General features: G+C 59.9%; 17 protein-coding genes and 1 pseudogene. 10 read left to right on the forward strand and 8 right to left on the reverse strand.

Translation table 11 applies throughout. The annotated features are described in order from the left end of the window. Nucleotides 1-10 precede the first annotated feature (10 nt). The 8 genes from AC07XF_RS19105 to AC07XF_RS19140 form a co-directional block, all read right to left on the reverse strand. Nucleotides 11-922, reverse strand: a complete 912-nt coding sequence (locus AC07XF_RS19105) for an AraC family transcriptional regulator (RefSeq protein ID WP_495027670.1) — start codon at nt 920-922, stop codon at nt 11-13. Between the two features lie 136 nt (nt 923-1,058). Beyond that, complete coding sequence (locus AC07XF_RS19110; RefSeq protein ID WP_495027671.1) at nt 1,059-2,153, reverse strand: NADH:flavin oxidoreductase/NADH oxidase; 1,095 nt, start codon at nt 2,151-2,153, stop codon at nt 1,059-1,061. 180 nt (nt 2,154-2,333) lie between these two features. Then, on the reverse strand, nt 2,334-3,080 hold the full coding sequence (locus AC07XF_RS19115) for a YkgJ family cysteine cluster protein (protein WP_495027672.1): 747 nt from the start codon (nt 3,078-3,080) through the stop codon (nt 2,334-2,336). Nucleotides 3,081-3,302: 222 nt separating this feature from the next. After that, the gene (locus AC07XF_RS19120; RefSeq protein WP_495027673.1) at nt 3,303-4,361 is read right to left on the reverse strand and encodes an alpha/beta hydrolase family protein; all 1,059 of its coding nucleotides are present in this window, start codon (nt 4,359-4,361) and stop codon (nt 3,303-3,305) included. Between the two features lie 55 nt (nt 4,362-4,416). Next, nucleotides 4,417-4,953, reverse strand: a complete 537-nt coding sequence (locus AC07XF_RS19125; protein WP_495027674.1) for a DUF1330 domain-containing protein — start codon at nt 4,951-4,953, stop codon at nt 4,417-4,419. 111 nt (nt 4,954-5,064) lie between these two features. Next, the gene (locus AC07XF_RS19130; protein ID WP_495027675.1) at nt 5,065-5,481 is read right to left on the reverse strand and encodes an ester cyclase; all 417 of its coding nucleotides are present in this window, start codon (nt 5,479-5,481) and stop codon (nt 5,065-5,067) included. Nucleotides 5,482-5,547: 66 nt separating this feature from the next. Then, nucleotides 5,548-6,390: an SDR family oxidoreductase gene (locus AC07XF_RS19135; RefSeq protein ID WP_495027676.1), complete on the reverse strand. Its 843-nt coding sequence runs from the start codon at nt 6,388-6,390 to the stop codon at nt 5,548-5,550. Nucleotides 6,391-6,577: 187 nt separating this feature from the next. Beyond that, a complete protein-coding gene (locus AC07XF_RS19140; RefSeq protein ID WP_495027677.1) occupies nt 6,578-7,561 on the reverse strand; it encodes an aldo/keto reductase in 984 nt (327 codons plus the stop codon). A 436-nt stretch (nt 7,562-7,997) separates the two neighbouring features. Here AC07XF_RS19140 and AC07XF_RS19145 point away from each other — a divergent pair, with 436 nt between their 5' ends. The 10 genes and pseudogenes from AC07XF_RS19145 to AC07XF_RS19190 all read left to right on the forward strand — a co-directional run bounded on the left by AC07XF_RS19145 (nt 7,998) and on the right by AC07XF_RS19190 (nt 16,499). Beyond that, nucleotides 7,998-8,471, forward strand: a complete 474-nt coding sequence (locus AC07XF_RS19145) for a (2Fe-2S)-binding protein (protein ID WP_495027678.1) — start codon at nt 7,998-8,000, stop codon at nt 8,469-8,471. 12 nt (nt 8,472-8,483) lie between these two features. Continuing rightward, entirely contained in the window at nt 8,484-10,724 is a 2,241-nt protein-coding gene (locus AC07XF_RS19150) for a xanthine dehydrogenase family protein molybdopterin-binding subunit (RefSeq protein WP_495027679.1), read from the forward strand. Between the two features lie 199 nt (nt 10,725-10,923). Continuing rightward, a pseudogene (locus tag AC07XF_RS19155) lies at nt 10,924-11,019 on the forward strand (arginase family protein); the annotation flags it as partial. Between the two features lie 41 nt (nt 11,020-11,060). Continuing rightward, the gene (locus tag AC07XF_RS19160) at nt 11,061-11,366 is read left to right on the forward strand and encodes a hypothetical protein (RefSeq protein ID WP_495027680.1); all 306 of its coding nucleotides are present in this window, start codon (nt 11,061-11,063) and stop codon (nt 11,364-11,366) included. Further along, the gene (locus tag AC07XF_RS19165) at nt 11,363-12,034 is read left to right on the forward strand and encodes a GntR family transcriptional regulator (RefSeq protein ID WP_033051988.1); all 672 of its coding nucleotides are present in this window, start codon (nt 11,363-11,365) and stop codon (nt 12,032-12,034) included. Before AC07XF_RS19160 ends, AC07XF_RS19165 begins: the two co-directional genes overlap by 4 nt. 114 nt (nt 12,035-12,148) lie before the next feature. Then, nucleotides 12,149-13,081: a 4-hydroxyproline epimerase gene (locus tag AC07XF_RS19170; protein WP_495027681.1), complete on the forward strand. Its 933-nt coding sequence runs from the start codon at nt 12,149-12,151 to the stop codon at nt 13,079-13,081. After that, on the forward strand, nt 13,078-14,193 hold the full coding sequence (locus AC07XF_RS19175) for an NAD(P)/FAD-dependent oxidoreductase (protein ID WP_495027682.1): 1,116 nt from the start codon (nt 13,078-13,080) through the stop codon (nt 14,191-14,193). The genes AC07XF_RS19170 and AC07XF_RS19175 overlap by 4 nt, the downstream gene beginning before the upstream one ends. After that, nucleotides 14,186-14,422, forward strand: coding sequence for a 2Fe-2S iron-sulfur cluster-binding protein (locus tag AC07XF_RS19180; protein ID WP_007994312.1), 237 nt, complete (start codon nt 14,186-14,188; stop codon nt 14,420-14,422). Before AC07XF_RS19175 ends, AC07XF_RS19180 begins: the two co-directional genes overlap by 8 nt. Further along, complete coding sequence (locus tag AC07XF_RS19185; RefSeq protein ID WP_495027683.1) at nt 14,419-15,675, forward strand: FAD-dependent oxidoreductase; 1,257 nt, start codon at nt 14,419-14,421, stop codon at nt 15,673-15,675. The genes AC07XF_RS19180 and AC07XF_RS19185 overlap by 4 nt, the downstream gene beginning before the upstream one ends. 74 nt (nt 15,676-15,749) lie before the next feature. Then, nucleotides 15,750-16,499: an AraC family transcriptional regulator gene (locus AC07XF_RS19190; protein ID WP_108228334.1), complete on the forward strand. Its 750-nt coding sequence runs from the start codon at nt 15,750-15,752 to the stop codon at nt 16,497-16,499. Nucleotides 16,500-16,623: the final 124 nt, after the last annotated feature.

The following is a 16,623-nucleotide window of genomic DNA, read 5'->3' on the forward strand; positions in this document are numbered from 1 at the left end:
TGTAACTTATTTACTGCAAGCGCATTCGTTTTATGTCCCTCTGCGGCGGCTCTCCGAACAGACGGCTGTATTCGCGACTGAACTGCGACGAGCTTTCATAGCCCACCAACCCGCCCGCACTGCTCGCGTCGACATTCTGACTTAGCATCAACTGTCGAGCCGCTTGCAGCCGCAATTGTTTCTGATACTGCAGCGGACTCATGCCTGTTACGGTGCGGAAATGCTGGCGAAAGGTAGACGGACTCATGTGTGCATTCGCCGCCAAGTCGTCCATGCGTAGCGCATGGCGAAAGTTAAGTTTCAGCCAGGCAAGCGTCTTGACGATGTGTTGGCTCGGTGAGCCCGCGGCGACGACATGTAGCAACTGCGAACCATGAGCACCGCTTAACAGTCGAGCAATGATCTCTTCCTTGATCAGCGGCGCGAGTGTTTCAAGCAGTTCAGGCTCACTGAGCAGTCCGACCAAACGCTCCATTGCATCAAGCACCGCGGCGTCCAGCGCCTGTACGGTGATGGGCCGGAACCCTTCATCCTTCATGCGCTGTGACAACCGCATGCGCTCGGCGAGCTGTATCACCGTGGCGCTGTCGAACGTCAGCATCATGCCCAGAAAAGGTTGTGTGACACTGGCCTGAGTCACATGTGAAATGACCGGCAGATCAACGCTGGTAACCATGGACTGACCGGGCGCGTAACTAAGCACTTCCTCCCCCACCATGACCTGCTTGCAGCCTTGCAAGGTCACACCAATGCCCAGTCCATAAATACAGTGCACAGGCGCAGTGGAAGACTTGCGTCGATGCAGGCTCAGGCCGGGAACGGCGGTGATCAGGTCGCAATCACTGCGCACAATCTGGCTGACGACGCCGGCGAGACGACTTGTGTCGCTGGCAGTTTGGTGACTTTTGGCAGCAGGCTGCACAGTGCTCTCCTTGAAAACATGAAATCTATAGCTGGTCACGAACGATGCCGTTGCTCACACGAACAATGTCTGCCATGACCGCCAAATTCGAGTGCGTGCTCGCCGTTGGCTCTGGCGCCTACCAGCGGGGGCAGATTCAACTCGCCCAATTCTGCAGCCAATACGCATAAGGGGTTGGCAGCACCGCCGAAGGGTTCTGAATGTTCAGGGCTCGTGCCGCCTGAAACGGCCAGTGCGGGTTCGCCAGTAAACCGCGAGCGAAACACACCAGGTCGAGCTGCCCATTACGCACGAAATCATCCGCTTGCCTGGCATCGGTGACCATCCAACTGGTGCCCACCGGCAGGCCAGTTTCCGCGCGAACCTTCTCGGCATAAGGCACCATGAAGTTCGGTGCCCAAGGCACGGGTTCACCTGCGGTAGAGAGCGCCAAGGAGACGTCGACAAAATCGACCCCTGCCCCTTTAAGCCAATCCAGCACCTGAATCGACTCGGACAAAGACCGCTCCGCCTCCTGACCAAACTCCACCACGCCCAGGCGCACGGCCAGAGGTAAATGGGCCGGCCAGACTCGCTTGACCGCAGCCACAGTCTCAATCAGGAACCGTGCACGGTTCTCTAGGTCTCCCCCGTAGCGGTCGCTACGAAAGTTAGCGTGCCGAGACAAAAAGCTCTGGCCGAGAAAGCCGTGCGCGAAATGCAGCTCCAGCCATTCAAACCCCGCCTCCAACGCCCGGACTGCAGCTCTGGCGAAATCGTGTTGTGTGCGCTGAATGTCTTCGCATGTCATCTCCCCGGGGATATGAGGGGTACCGGGCATAAAGGGCAATGCGCTAGGTGCGATCGGCTGCCAGGCATGAGGATAGGACTCCGGTAGTGGTGCCCCGCCTTGCCAAGGTGCTGTGCAACCGGCTTTACGGCCAGCATGTCCAAGCTGAATACCTGCCACTGCCCCAGCCGCCTTGATGGCATTTGCCACAGATGCAAAACCAGATATTTGTGTGTCACTCCAGAGCCCGGCATCACCCAAGGTTATCCGCCCCCTCGGTGAGACGGCTGTGGCCTCGACCACCACCAGACCAACTCCCCCCTTGGCCAGGGTTTCATAGTGGGTCTGGTGCCATTCATTCAGCAATCCGTCACGTGCCTGGTACTGACACATCGGCGAAGCCACGATGCGATTGCGCAGAGTGACGTCTTTCAGGGTATAGGACGTGAAAAGAGAGGCCATCGTGCGGTCCTGCTTCGCTGATCAGAATGACCACAGTATGAGGCGGCTCCGGCATCAGCCGGTTGCCTGATTGACGCTGTTGTTTGCACGATTCAACGGAGTTTTGTAACGCCAGCTTGCCACAGCCAGATATTACAAAGTATTTCAGACCGCCTTAATGCCTAATCCAATGAGGCCACTCTACAGTCGATGAAAGATGTAGTCGACGTGCGGCCGATCATCCAGAGCAACACCCGCCGCCTGCAGTTGCTGCTTTAACCCGGGGTCATCGATTCGTATCTTCCAGTCGTGGCTTGCCAGTGCCCACATCCCGACGTCGTAATGATCAATAGCCTTAAGTAGAGACGCTCGATCAGGCAAATACACCGCCAGCGCATTGCCCTTCCAGGCGGCAACGCCCAGCCCCATGGTTTCGCATACGGCAATCTTGGCCTGTGCATCGTCCCTGTCGGCCTGACGGGAGCGTTCGACATGATCGGCCAGTACCGGGTCGACGATCCGGTCGGTGAACAAGACCTCGCCCTGCTCCCAGACCTCGGGCGGGCAAGCCTTGTTTTCCGGGTTCAGGGCAATAAACGGATTAATTTCCATTGGATAGATACGGCAAACCAGCGGCCGCTCCTCATAGATACCGCAGCGATCGTCTTCGCCCAGGCTCGGGCATTGCTGCAGCGCATTACCTGCGAACACCGCAACTACCCGAATCCGGGCATCACCGCTCGCGACCTCCACCGCCCGTTGCGCACTGTGGGCATACTGCCGAGGGTCCGACTGCCAGGTCGATTCATCGAATGCCTCCAGGATCACGGCCACCTCATGCCCGCGCTGAAGCCACTGCCTTGTCTCGTTCAACGTCAGAGGGATCAGACGCCCTTTGCAGCAAATCCCGCAGCCATTACAGGCAAACCGGATAGCGTTGTTTTCCATATCAAGCACTCACAGCCGTTTTCGAATGCCCATGGAGTGCCTGGCACGCCGCTAGCTGCGTGCCAGGCCCCGATGGCTCACACGGAGTATGTGAAGCGCCGTGTGGATCGGGTTACCGGATCCGGGTACTTGCTTGCCTGGTTCAAGGAGATTGCTGAGCGACCAGTGCCCGGCAAAGGCGCCAGACACTGGAAGTGTTGAGCACAGCCCCATGAGACAACGTCAGGCAATGTGCTTGTCGAACCAGTCCAGGATCAGTTGAGGGTGCTGCCCGAAGTAGTTGTAACCCTGAAATCTAAGGTCTGTTCCTTCGATCCAGAATAGCTCTTTGTCTTTGGAAGACAGGGTGTCGAAGATCTCCTGAACATTGGAAGGCTTGGTCAGGAAGTCATCGCGCACTTGAGCGACAAAGGTCGGCAAGGTCACGGCTTTGGCATACTCCATGGGCCAGACATCCGCCAGGTGATAGCCGGTGCGCCGATGCAGCGCGGCGTCGAAGCGTTCGACGCCATTAGTGATTTTTTGCCGCTCCACCGCTGTTTCCACAAACACCCTTGGCGTTACCGGCTGCAGCGCCACCAGCGCTTTGACATGTTTGAATTCTTTCGGGTGCTTCTTGATCCCGACGATGGTGGCGTTGGCTCCCAGACAGCGGCTGTACAGCACCGTCTTCATGTTTTTTGTATCCGGTCGGGACTTGGCGTAGCGCAGCGAACCCACCACATCGCGGTACTCCAGCACCCCGTGACCATTGACGCCGCCACTGCCCATGCCGCTCCGACCATGATTGCGCAGGTCGTAGGCAATGATGTTGTAGCCCGCATCATGCAAAGCCTTGTACTCCGGGAGGAAGTTCACCTCGAAGCCACCGAAGTCGGTCCAGGGCGCCAGGTGCCCAGGGTAACCATAACGGTTGCACGGCATCGGATGATTGCAGATCACCAAACGATTGGACTTACCAGGAATGAACCAGCCTTCAATGGTCACCCCATCCATTGCCGGGAAGAAAATTTCCTCGTACTCCATGCCGTATTCGTTCGGCCAGCGCAGAATCGGCGTACGTGTCGAGTGCGCCATCAAATCGGCGAGACCGTTAATGAACGCGTCGGATGGGTCTTCTGTGGTGACGGTCATCTTTTGTTGCTCCGCAGCCTGGGCAAAGGACAGTGTCGAGGTGATCACAGGCAGTGTGGCCAGCGCTGCTCCGACTTTGAGCATGTTGCGGCGGCTTTGCGAGGGCGCGTTGGATGGGGGGAATAGCATATCGAGTGGCTCGTTCATGTCAGGCTCCGGACATCTGCTGAAGGGGTTGGGACTGCAAAGACCTGGCGTCGGATTACTGCGGTGCTGGCGCATAACCTTCAGTAATTACGACGGAGCCTTCGGTAGCGGCCATTCGAAGTTTTTTAGCCGCGGTGTACTCCGGCGAGTTGTAGAACCGCTGAGCCTCGGCAAGGCTTGGAAACTCGGCAATGGCCATCACCGACTTGGGTTTTCCTTCAACAGCCGTGGAATTGAGGTTGAAAACAATCACCTTGCCACCGTACTTCGGTGCCAGCGGGCCTGCGGCTTCCATGTAACGCTGGAAGGTCGCCTGATCGTTGATCTGGTAGTTGGCGATCATGTAGCCGTGCGGTGTTGGATCCTGAGCCAGACAGAGACCGGCAAACGCGAATGTGATTGCAGCGACAGAAGCGGTGACCCATTTTTTCATCGTACGAACTCCCATGAATTTGAATAACAAACGAAACCCCAGATGAGCCGGATCGGTCATCGATGGGCCATCGTGGTTTTCAAAGTATGTGAGGGTGTGCCAGGAGGGAGTTGCCGGTTCTGCTGCTTCTACTGCCTGATCCAGCGAATTGACGCTCAAGGTTAAAACAGGTGTCCGTTGACGGATGCATGGACACCTGAGGCCGCCGTCCTGCATGGGCCACGGGTGCCAAATACCCGGAGCGACCATGCACTGAGTCCGACGATGTATCTATAGCGGTACCGCACCGATCTGCTTAAGCAGCCCCAATAGATCAGGCTGACCATGCTCTTCAACTATTTGACCATCGGCGAATCGATAGAAATTGACCGCCTTGACCTCGATAGTCTTTCCGGAGGGTGGAACACCGAGGAAGCTTCCATGATGCGTACCGCGCATCGTAAAGCGCGCGGCCACCTTGTCGCCCTCAATAATCAGTTCCTCAAGCGTCCACTGAATATCTGGAAAGCCTGCGCGCATCATCGCAATGATCTCCTGATAGCCGTCCGGCCCCTGCAAAGGCTCGGAACGCCCCGGAACGAAAAACATCGCCTGCGGAGAGATCAACTCCCCGGCCAATTCATCGCTCGCAGTGTTTATGAAATCAGTGAAGCGCTTCATCAGAAGCTTTTTTGATCCCGTTTCCATGATGGTTTCCCCTTTCTATGTCAGTCGGTTGTAAACGGCCGGCAATGGATGAGATGTTGACGAGAATCACGCCTCATCGTGAGCAAGAGAGGACGACAGCTGACGGTAGGCGTCAGCCTGTGCCAGTAGCACGTTGGCCTTGGCCTCGAAGGTCTGCACCGCGTCGGCGCCCGCGGCGAAACGAACCGGTGGCTCGTCGAGCCCTGCAAGCTGCACAATCGCGTCGGCGAGCTTGGCAGGGTCACCGCCCTGTTTGCCGTCCATGCCACTCCAGGCCGTGACGGTCTCTCGCGTCCGCTGGGCATAATCGTCGATGGAGGGTGGTGCGAAAGTGGTGGAATCGGCCGTCAGCAGTTCAGTACGGAAGAAGCCCGGCTCAACCAACATCGTGCGAATGCCAAAGGGTTCGATCTCTGGCGCGAGGGACTCGATCCAGCCTTCGAGACCAAATTTTGCCGCCGCATAGGCCGTGCAGAACATGCCGCCAGCGATGCCCGCCGTGGAGGAAATGGTTAGCAACAGACCAGAACGTTGCTTGCGCATTACCGGCAGTGCTGCACGAGCGACGTTCATCGGCCCGAACAGCAGCGTTTCGATCTGACTGCGCACCTGTTCCGGGCTGAGCTCTTCGAAGAAGCCCGCATAGAAGTTACCGGCATTATTGACCAGTACATCAATCTCCCCGAACCTGCCGATGGCGGCCTTGACCGCGTGTTGGGCATCATCGGGACGGGTAACGTCGAGCTTGAGGGTCAGCAAGTCTTCATGTTCACCGATTGCCGCCAGCACTTTCCCGGCATCACGGCCGGTGGCAACGACGGCATGTCCGGCAGCGAGTGCCGCTTTGGCAATGTCTACACCCAGTCCACGGCCAGCACCGGTGATGAACCAAACTTTTTTCTCAGTCATGTGATTGTTCCTTTTCTAACGAGTGCCTATTGTGTCGAGCCTCTCCTTTTGATTGCTGCATCAATCGGCGTATTCATTGCCTAAAATGACGAATATTGTGTCAGTTCAACCCTCTTCGCTCTGACCTCACGCAGCAGTTCTTCACGGCTCGTGAAGGGGCTCAGGCGATAAGCTTCCATGCCTCCGCTTACTCCGCCTGATCGACAACGCGCATCTGCATTTCATTCATTCGACCGCCGTGCACCTTGAGCCTGGATAGCGCCGCGTGGATCTCACTCAGGTCTGCGGACGTCAATTGAACGCTGACGGATGCCAGGTTCTCTTCCAGGTGATCCAATCTGCGCGTGCCTGGAATCGGAACAATCCAGGGTTTCTGGGCCAGCAGCCAAGCCAGCGAGATCTGCGCGGGAGTGGCGCCCTTGCGTTTCGCAAACGCCTTGAGGAAATCAATGATCGGGGTGTTGGCTGCCAGGTTCTCAGGGCTGAAGCGGTCGAATCCAGCTCGCAGGTCCGTCTTCGGATCGAGCCGGGGTCGGTCATTCAGAGTGCCAGGCAAATAGCCCATTCCTAGCGGCCCCCATGGCACGAAACCGATCCCGAGTTGCTCGCACGCTGCAAGCACGCCGTTTCGCTCCACCTCTCGCTCCATCAGCGAGTACTCGGTTTGAACAGCCGTCACCGGCTGGACTGCGTGCGCCCGACGAATCGTGCTGGCACTCGCTTCGGAGAGGCCGAAATGCAACACCTTGCCCTCCTTGATCAGTTCCCGGATCACACCCGCGACCTCTTCGATCGGCACTGACGGGTCGACTCGGTGTTGGTAGTAGAGATCAATGTGGTCCGTGCGCAGGCGTTTGAGCGAACCTTCAATCACTGCCCTGATATGTTCAGGACGGCTGTTGAGACCGCCAACTTCGATGTCGAAACCAAACTTGCTGGCGATGACCACTTGATCACGAAAAGGGGCAAGCGCCTCGCCGACCAGATCTTCGTTGGTATGCGGGCCATAGACTTCAGCCGTATCAAAGAAGGTGACGCCCTTTTCATAGGCGCTGCGAATCAGCTTGATGCCTTCAACTCTGTCCGCCGGCGGGCCGTAGTTGGCGCTGATGCTCATGCATCCCGAGCCCAACTCTGAGACAACCAGGCTGCCAAGTTTGCGCTGCCGCATGACAGGTCCTCCATCAAAGGTGCCATGAGTGCGGTCCGATGTGCTGGCCCACGACAAAGGGCTGACGGCCAAACCAGTGCCAACGATGGCCGAGTTGATCAGCACGTCACGACGACTGAGGGTTCGTAGATCCCGGGAGCTTGATCCAGGAGTCTCTCTATCCTTTTCCATGGGGGGGGCCTGTTCGGTAGATCCAATGCTTGAAGTATGCGTCGACCAATAGCCCAAAGAGTTGCCCGATCTACCTCTTTCATTGCCTGATTCAATCACCGACTCAAGAATTTCAAGCGTCCTGGTCGCGCTCGTGACGCTCAACTCATCCATCAAATTGGGCAATCATCGAAGCGGATCGAGCATTCGACCCAGGAAGTACGGCGCTACAGTTGGCAAACGCCTGGAACACTGATCCCACTCATTCATGGAGAACTGTCCTGCTATGAGCGCACTGAACATCAATGGCCGTGACTACACGGTTGACGTAGACCCTGGCACCCCGATTCTCTGGACTTTGCGCGACGCGCTGGGCATGACCGGCACCAAGTTTGGCTGCGGGGCCGCACTGTGCGGGGCTTGTACTGTTCACCTTGATGGACAGGCCGTACGTTCCTGTGTCACGCCTGTCGCGGCCGCCGAGGGCAGGAAGATCACCACCATCGAAGCAGCAACCAATGGCAGTGACCCAGTGGGCACAGCCGTACACGAGGCATGGGTCAAACACGACGTTGCGCAATGCGGCTATTGCCAGAGCGGGCAGATCATGAGCGCGACGGCTTTCCTCAAGGCTCAGCCCAAGGGCAAGCAGCCCACGGCGGCCGAGATTGACTCGGCCATGGCTGGCAACATCTGTCGCTGCGGCACTTACGCTCGTATCCGCGCGGCGGTGGCTGACGCCGCCAAAGCCCTTGCCTGACTGGAGCATGCCATGTTTAACGACATTTACCCGGACGAGCTCCCCCGCGCGTTGCAACACATGCTCGAACGCAACCAGATCGACGGTCCCACCACGCTCCCCCGCCGCAGCTTCCTGAAAATCCTTGGTGTCGGCGGCCTGGCATTGGGGGCATTTCCTCACCTGGCCCTGGCGCAACAGCCTGGCGACAATCGCGCAGAGCCTCTCAAGCCGAGTCAGCAACCCTCGGCATTCGTGCAGATAGCGCCCAATGGGGAAGTAACCGTAACCATCAACCGGTTGGAGTTCGGTCAGGGCGTGCAGACTGGCCTACCGATGATCCTCGCCGAAGAGCTTGATGCCGACTGGAGCCTCGTGCGCAGCCGCAACGGCACTGGCGACATCGCTTACCGGGACCCTCTCTTTGGCATGCACCTCACCGGCGGCTCCAATTCGATCAAGAACAGCTATACCCAGTACCGCGAACTGGGTGCCCGCGCTCGCGCCATGCTGCTCGCCGCGGCGGCCGCGCGCTGGAATGTGGATGTGGCCAGCCTGAGTACGCGATCCGGAATGGTGTTCGGCCCGGCGGGCCGCAAAGCGAGCTATGGCGAACTGTCGGAGGCCGCCATGGCGTTGCCTGTGCCCGAAACGATCACGCTCAAGTCCCCCAAAGACTTCCGAATCATTGGCCATGCCACCACCCGCATCGATGCCAAGGCCAAGAGCAGTGGTCAGCAGGATTTCGGCATCGACATAAAACTACCGGGACAACTGACGGCCGTGGTGGCCCGACCACCAGTATTCGGTGCCAAAATTTCCTCTTTGGATGACAGTGCTGCACGTGCCATCAAAGGCGTGAAAGCGGTGCTGCGTGTACCGCTCGATGGGGGGGCTGAAGGCGTAACCGTCGTTGCTGACGGTTACTGGCTAGCCAAACAAGGGCGTGATGCACTCAAGCTGCAATGGGATACGACGACTGTTGAAAAAGTCGATAGCGAGAAGCAGTTGGCCGACTACCGGGAGCTGGCGGGGCATCCTGGTCCACGGCTCTTCGAGGCTGACATGGCGCCACTGGAAACAGCACCACATCGATTGGAAGCCGAATTCGTGTTTCCTTACCTGGCCCATGCGCCAATGGAGCCGTTGAACTGTACCGTCAAACTGTCCGAAGAACGCTGCGAACTATGGGTGGGTACCCAGTTTCCCGGGGCTGACAGCGCGGCAGCCGCACGTGTACTGAACCTCAAGCCCGAGCAAATTCAAATTAATATACAGACCGCTGGCGGCGGCTTTGGCCGGCGTGGCATAGCCACCAGCGACATTGTGGTGCTGGCATGCGAGGTGGCCAAGGCCGCGCGAATGGCCGGTTTGAATGTACCGGTGCGCACGCTATGGAGCCGCGAGGACGATATCAAAGGCGGCTACTATCGCCCCATGCACCTGCATCGCGCTCGTATCGGTTTTGACGATACCGGCAAGGTGCTGGCCTGGGACCACGTTGTGGTAGGACAGTCCATCATCAGTGGCACCATGTTCGGGGGACGGGTGAAAAACGGCATAGACCCCACGGCAACGGAAGGTATGCGCGATCCCTATCCACTGCCGATGCGCCTGACGGTGCATCACCCAAAACTCAACGTGCCGGTGTTGTGGTGGCGCAGTGTGGGCTCCACCCACACTGCCTTCGTGATGGAGACGTTGATCGATGAGATCGCCCGAACAACCAAACAGGATCCAGTGGCTTACAGGATGAAACTTTTTGCCGATCGAAGTCCGCGTCATCGCGCTGCGTTGCAACTGGCGGTGGACAAGAGCGAGTACGGCAAACGCGAGCTGCCTGCTGGTCGAGCCTGGGGCGTTGCGGTACATGAGTCGTTCAGTTCGGTAGTGGCTTACGTCGTGGAAGCGTCGGTGCAGAACGGTCGTCCGGTACTGCACCATGTGACCGCCGGCGTCCACTGCAACCTGGTCATCAACCCGCGCAGCGTTGAGGCCCAAGTACAAGGTGCCGCCCTTATGGGGCTGTCAATGTGCTTGCCGGGCGGTGCCATCACCCTGAAAGACGGCGTCGTGCAACAGAGTAATTTTGCAGACTTCAGCGTTCCACGCATCACCGACATGCCGGAATTTTCCATTCATGTCGTGCCAAGCGCCGAGCCACCCACAGGGATGGGTGAACCGGGCCTTCCACCGCTGGCCCCCGCCTTTGCAAACGCGGTCGCACGCCTCACGGGTAAGTCGGTGCGTGATCTGCCCTTCAAGCTGACGTGACAGAGCCGGATCGACGAGTCCGGACAAACGGACTCGTGGTCCGCTCGGCTAACAAGAGTTCAGTCAGAATCCCCGTTTCGGTCGCTCGTGTTTTCTCCTTCTCGAAAAAGGATGCCCCCAACCATGAGTGCGGACCTTGAGAGACCTCCTGGACCTGAACTCAGTAATGCTCGCGTAAGGTCACTGACAGAGCCAGGACACCAGCGAACCTGTGCTCCAATGGCTTAAGGAAACGGGAACCAAACATCTGGCTATTCAACTTGACCTTGATGTCCTGGATCCGAGCTTCTTCCGTCATCAGTCCAGGGAACCTGTTCAAGGACGATCGTCTTCTCCATGCGCGGCGTGTTCTGGGCGCCGATGGGTGAAGTCGACATCCTGCAGCACATTACAGGCTCGGCCTTCGGCATTGGCTGCCTGATCGGCTATGCACCGGGCCAATCCGTCCAGCGTAAAACCATGGCAAACGGTGAAGTGGGCGCGGCACAGGCCGGAATGAAAACGGGCGCCTTAACAGGCGCCCGTTATGTTGTAGCGGGTTGTATTACCGACATCGGGTACATCGACGTCGAACCGGGGAAGATCAGCAAAAGAATTTCGTATACCCTAGCGCTATCTCACTCCAAACGACCGCCGCCGTGAACCTACCCAAACTCAACGCACCCGACCTTGGTAACACGCCTTCGACTTCGGAAATCATCACCCGCCATCTGCGGGATGCGATTGTCGCCGGGCATTTTGCCGAGGATGAGCCGATCCGCCAGGACGACATCGCCCGCCAGTTCAATGTCAGCAAGATTCCGGTGCGCGAAGCCCTCAAGCGGCTGGAGGCCGAAGGGCTGGTGATGTTCCAGCGCAATCGCGGGGCGATGGTCACGCGGGTTTCCGATGCGGAACTGGCGCAGATGTTCGAAGTGCGGATGTTGCTGGAGGACAAGATTCTGCGCCTGGCCATTCCGAACATGACCGAAGAGACCTTCGCCCGTGCCGAGCGCATCTGTCAGGAGTTCATCGGCGAGGACGACGTGGGGCGCTGGGCCGAGCTCAACTGGGAGCTGCATTCCTGCCTGTACGAGCCGGCGCAGCGACCGTTTCTGGTGAGTCTGATCCGTTCGGTCAACGACAAGCTGGAACGTTATCTACGCATGCAGATGAGCTTGTCGGCCGGTAAGGAACGGGCCGATCACGAACACCGCGAGATCCTGGCGGCCTGCCGCGCCGGGGATGTGGACCTGGCGGTGAAGCTTCTGGACGAGCACATTGCCGGCGTCTGCACGACCCTGTTCGAGCACCTGCCCCACACCCACTGACCGCTGCGGATGCTGTGCCGATTTCGTCATCGGCACAGACTAAATCCATCAAGCCGACACCCCGCCGCACGGGCCACTCTTGCGTTCACTCAACCGAATGGACGTGGCCCTCCCATGAAACGCATCTCTGTGATCGACTCCCACACCGGTGGCGAACCGACCCGCCTGGTGACCGCCGGCTTTCCTGAGCTGGGCACTGGCAGCATGGCCGAACGGCGCAAGGTATTAGCCGAACAGCATGATCAATGGCGCGCCGCCTGTATGCTGGAACCACGGGGCAGTGACGTTCTGGTGGGCGCCCTGCTCTGCACGCCGGTGGACCCTGGCGCTTGTGCCGGGGTGATTTTCTTCAACAACACCGGTTATCTGGGCATGTGCGGCCACGGCACCATCGGCCTGGTGGCGTCGTTGGCGTACCTGGGCAAGATCGGCCCCGGCGTGCACAGCATCGAAACGCCGGTGGGCACGGTGCAGGCCACCCTGCACGAAGACCATTCGGTGAGCGTGCGCAACGTGCCGGCCTACCGTTATCGCAAGGCGCTGGCGGTGCAGGTGCCGGACATCGGCCAAGTGGTCGGTGATATCGCTTGGGGCGGCAACTGGTTTTTCCTGATCGCCGAGCATGGCCTGCGGGTGGCTGGCGACAACCTCGACGCGCTGACCGCTTACACCTTCGCCGTGCAGCAAGCGCTGGAGGTCCAAGGCATTCGCGGTGAAGACGGCGGCTTGATCGATCACGTCGAGTTGTTCGCCGATGACGATCACGCCGACAGCCGCAACTTCGTGCTCTGCCCCGGTAAAGCCTATGACCGTTCGCCCTGCGGCACCGGCACCAGTGCCAAACTGGCATGCCTGGCGGCCGACGACAAGTTGCAACCGGGGCAGATCTGGCGCCAGGCCAGCGTCATCGGTAGCGAGTTCGAGGGTTCCTACGAACTGCAGGGTGAGCGCATCGTGCCGACCATTCGTGGTCGCGCGTTCATCAGTGCCGAGGCGAGCCTGATCATCGAACAGGACGACCCGTTCGCCTGGGGCATTCGCCCATGAACGAGGGCCAGGTGGCCGATGTGATCGTGATCGGCGCCGGCATTATCGGTGCCGCCTGTGCCCAGGCGCTGGCCCGTCGCGGCTTGCAGGTGCTGGTGCTGGACGCCGGCCTGCACGGCGCCACGGCCGCTGGCATGGGCCACTTGCTGGTACTCGACGACAACCCCGCCGAACTGGCCCTGAGTCAATATTCGTTGCAGCGCTGGCGAGAACTGGGCGCGGACCTGCCCGACAGCTGTGCCTACCGCTGCAACGGCACGCTGTGGCTGGCGGCGAATGCCGAAGAAATGGCGGTGGCCCACAGCAAATTCCTGAACCTGCAAGCCCAGGGCGTGGCTTGCGAACTGATCGGCGCCAGTGCCCTGCGCCAGCGCGAACCGGAACTGAGCGAAGGACTGGAAGGCGGCTTGCTGATCAATGGCGACGGTATTCTATACGCCCCGGCGACGGCCAGATGGATGCTCGAAACACCGAACATCCGCGAGCGCCGGGCACGGGTCAGTGCGGTCGATGGCAACCGCGTCTGCCTCGATGATGGTCACTGGTTGAGTGCCGAAGCTGTGGTGTTGGCCAACGGTATTCAAGCCAACGAGCTGTGCCCGGAATTGCCCATCGAGCCGAAAAAAGGCCACTTGCTGATCACTGACCGCTACCCCGGCAGCGTCACCCATACGCTGGTGGAACTGGGTTACGTCACCAGTGCCCACAACGCCACGGGGCCGTCGACCGCCTGCAATATCCAGCCGCGCCCCACAGGGCAACTGTTCATCGGCGCCTCGCGGCAATTCGGCACCACCGACCCGCAGGTCGAAGGCTGGATGCTCGCGAAAATGCTCAAGCGTGCCGTCGAGTACATGCCGGGGCTGGCCCGGCTCAATGGCATCCGTGCCTGGACCGGTTTCCGCGCCGCCAGCCCCGACGGCTTGCCGCTGGTGGGCCAGCATCCACAACGTCAAGGCTTGTGGCTGGCCGTCGGTCACGAAGGACTGGGCGTAACCACCGCCCCCGGCACCGCCGATTTACTGGTGGCGCAACTGTTCAACGAAACCCCGCCACTGGCCGCACAGCCTTATCTGCCCCAGCGTTTTCTCGGAGAACCGGTCTATGCCTGAATTGTTGCTGGACGGCCACGCCCTGAAAGTCGCCGAAGGCACCAGTGTCGCCGCGGCCCTGGCGCTGGCCAGTGATGGCTGTACCCGCACATCGGTCAGCGGCCAACGCCGTGCGCCGCTGTGTGGCATGGGCATCTGCCAGGAATGCCGGGTGACCATCGATGGCCGGCGTCGCCTGGCTTGCCAGACCCTGTGCCGTGACGGCATGCAGGTGGAGACTCGCCCATGAATGAATACGCTGATCTGTTGATCATTGGCGCTGGCCCTGCCGGGATGAGCGCCGCCCTTGCCGCCGCCCCCAGCGGCGCCCGCATTGTCATGCTCGACGACAACCCGCTGCCGGGCGGGCAAATCTGGCGCGACGGCCCTCAAGCCAGCGTGCCCGGTCAGGCCCGGCGCCTGCGCGAGCGTCTGGCGTCGTGCAACAACATCCGCCATCACGCCGGTACTCGGGTGATCGCCAATCCCGGCGCGAAACAACTGCTGGTGGAAGATGACGACCATGGCTGGTTGATCAGCTACGACAAACTGATCCTGTGCACCGGCGCCCGTGAGTTGCTGCTGCCCTTCCCCGGCTGGACCCTGCCGGGTGTCACCGGTGCGGGTGGTTTGCAGGCGCTGATCAAGGCCGGTTTGCCGGTGCAGAACGAGCGCGTGGTGATCGCCGGCAGCGGCCCGCTGTTACTGGCCAGCGCCGCCACTGCCAAACAGCATGGCGCGCAAGTGCAACGCATCGCCGAACAAGCCAACCGTAGCGCCGTCGCCGGTTTCGTCGCGCAATTGCCGCGCTGGCCCGGCAAATGGCTGCAATCGTTCAGTCTGTTCGACCACCATTACCGCACCGCCACCCACGTATTGGCCGCGCTCGGCACCGACCGAGTGGAAGGCGTGCGCCTGCAACAACAAGGCAACATCGTCGAACTGGAATGTGATCGGCTGGCCTGTGGATTCGGGTTGATTCCGAATATCCAGTTAGGTCAGGCATTGGGTTGCGCCATTGAAGATCAAGCCATCGCAGTGGATGACTGGCAGGCCAGTAGCCGCGCCGATCACTATGCGGCAGGCGAATGCACCGGCTTCGGCGGCAGCGAACTGGCCTTGGTGGAAGGCGCGATTGCCGGCCACGCTGCGGTCGGCAATCTGGAAGCCGCCAAGCAATTGTGGCCGCGCCGGGCGCGCTGGCAGGGTTTCGCCAAGGCGCTGAACCGCGCGTTCGCCCTCGACCCGCGACTCAAGTCCCTGGCCCAACCCGACACCCTGGTTTGCCGCTGCGAAGACGTGCCCTACGCGGCATTGACCGGTCACTCTGACTGGCGCGAAGCCAAACTCGCCAGTCGCTGCGGCATGGGCGCCTGCCAGGGCCGGGTGTGTGGCGGCGCAGTGCAGCATTTGTTTGGTTGGCAGCCCTCAGCACCGCGCCCACCCTTCAGTCCGGCGCGGATCGAAACCCTGATGTCCCTGGACGATACCCCGCCAGCGTGATGATCACGCCGGGGGTTTCGGCCACGCTGCCGAGTCTCTATGATCCCGGGGGTCACCCTCAGACCCCCAGCGCCATGTATCCCTCGCTCACTACCTTCAAACCTTGCGATCTGCCGACGCTGCTGAACAGTCTTCAGCCCATCGCGCCGTTGCTCGATACCCTGTCGGACGTGGTGTTTTTCATCAAGGACTGTGAGGCCCGCTACGCCTTCGTCAACCAGACCCTGGCCCGGCGTTGTGGTTTCAAGCACAGGGACGAGCTGCTGGGGCGCACCGCCGAAATGGTCTTCCCGGAACGCTTCGGTCCGCTGTACACCGAGCAGGATCGGCGAGTGCTGTCCAGCGGTCGCGAACTGGCCGATCAGCTGGAGCTGCATTTGTATTATGGCAATCAGCCGATCTGGTGCCTGACCCACAAGCTCGCCTTGAAGGATGAACAGGGTCGAATCGTGGGCCTGGCCGGTATCTCCCGCGACCTGCAATCGCCGCAGTCGAACCATCCGGCGTTCCAGAAACTCGCCGCCGTGGATGCCCATATCCGCCGCCACTTCGCCCGCTCCATCAGCCTCGCCGAACTGACCGCCATCGCTGGTTATTCCGTGGCGCAATTGGAACGGCACTGCAAACGGGTGTTCCAGCTCACCCCACGGCAAATGATTCACAAGGCGCGCCTGGAAGAAGGTTCGCGGTTGTTACTGCACACCGAGTTGCCTATCACCGAGATTGCCTTGCGCTGTGGTTACACCGACCACAGTGCCTTCAGCCGGCAGTTTCGGGCGCTGACCAGTTTGTCGCCGAGCCAGTATCGCGATAACCAGTGTTAGGTTTGGGGGCATATCCGTTTCTTTGGTAACGGCGGGTTACTTGGAAGAGCCTGTAGGAGCGAGCTTGCTCGCGATGGAGGTCAACGATGATGCGGGGAGCCTGACACCCCGCGGTGCTCTCAGG

The organism is Pseudomonas sp. GW821-FHT01C01, assembly GCF_059422645.1.